The organism is Pseudomonas sp. 2822-15, assembly GCF_002742515.1.
Taxonomy (GTDB): Bacteria; Pseudomonadota; Gammaproteobacteria; order Pseudomonadales; family Pseudomonadaceae; genus Aquipseudomonas; species Aquipseudomonas salomonii.
On the sequence record NZ_LJRY01000399.1, the window covers coordinates 1 to 241 of the forward strand.

Below are 241 nucleotides of genomic sequence, written 5' to 3' on the forward strand. Positions count from 1 at the left end.
CTTAGGAGACTTTTCAAAGATGCATGATTATCATCTTGTGGATGAACCAATATGGATGTTGGATCAACTTTAAGAAGCTGATCTAGATTTCCATAATCAACGGGAGATTGTCCTAAAGTAAAGGCATCTGAAAAACCTTTATTACGGTGACGTAAATAATATTTATCCGTAATCTCTACCATAATATTTTTAGCCTGAAATGCTTCGCATGTTTCAATAATTGTTTTAGCTAGGTTTATAT

The 241-nt window shown here is 32.8% G+C and carries 1 protein-coding gene; it reads right to left on the reverse strand.

Annotated features, from left to right (window positions below; genetic code table 11):
* Positions 1–241, reverse strand: a 241-nt coding sequence (locus tag AOA59_RS31195; protein ID WP_218212243.1) for a hypothetical protein, incomplete at both ends; no start/stop codon positions are given.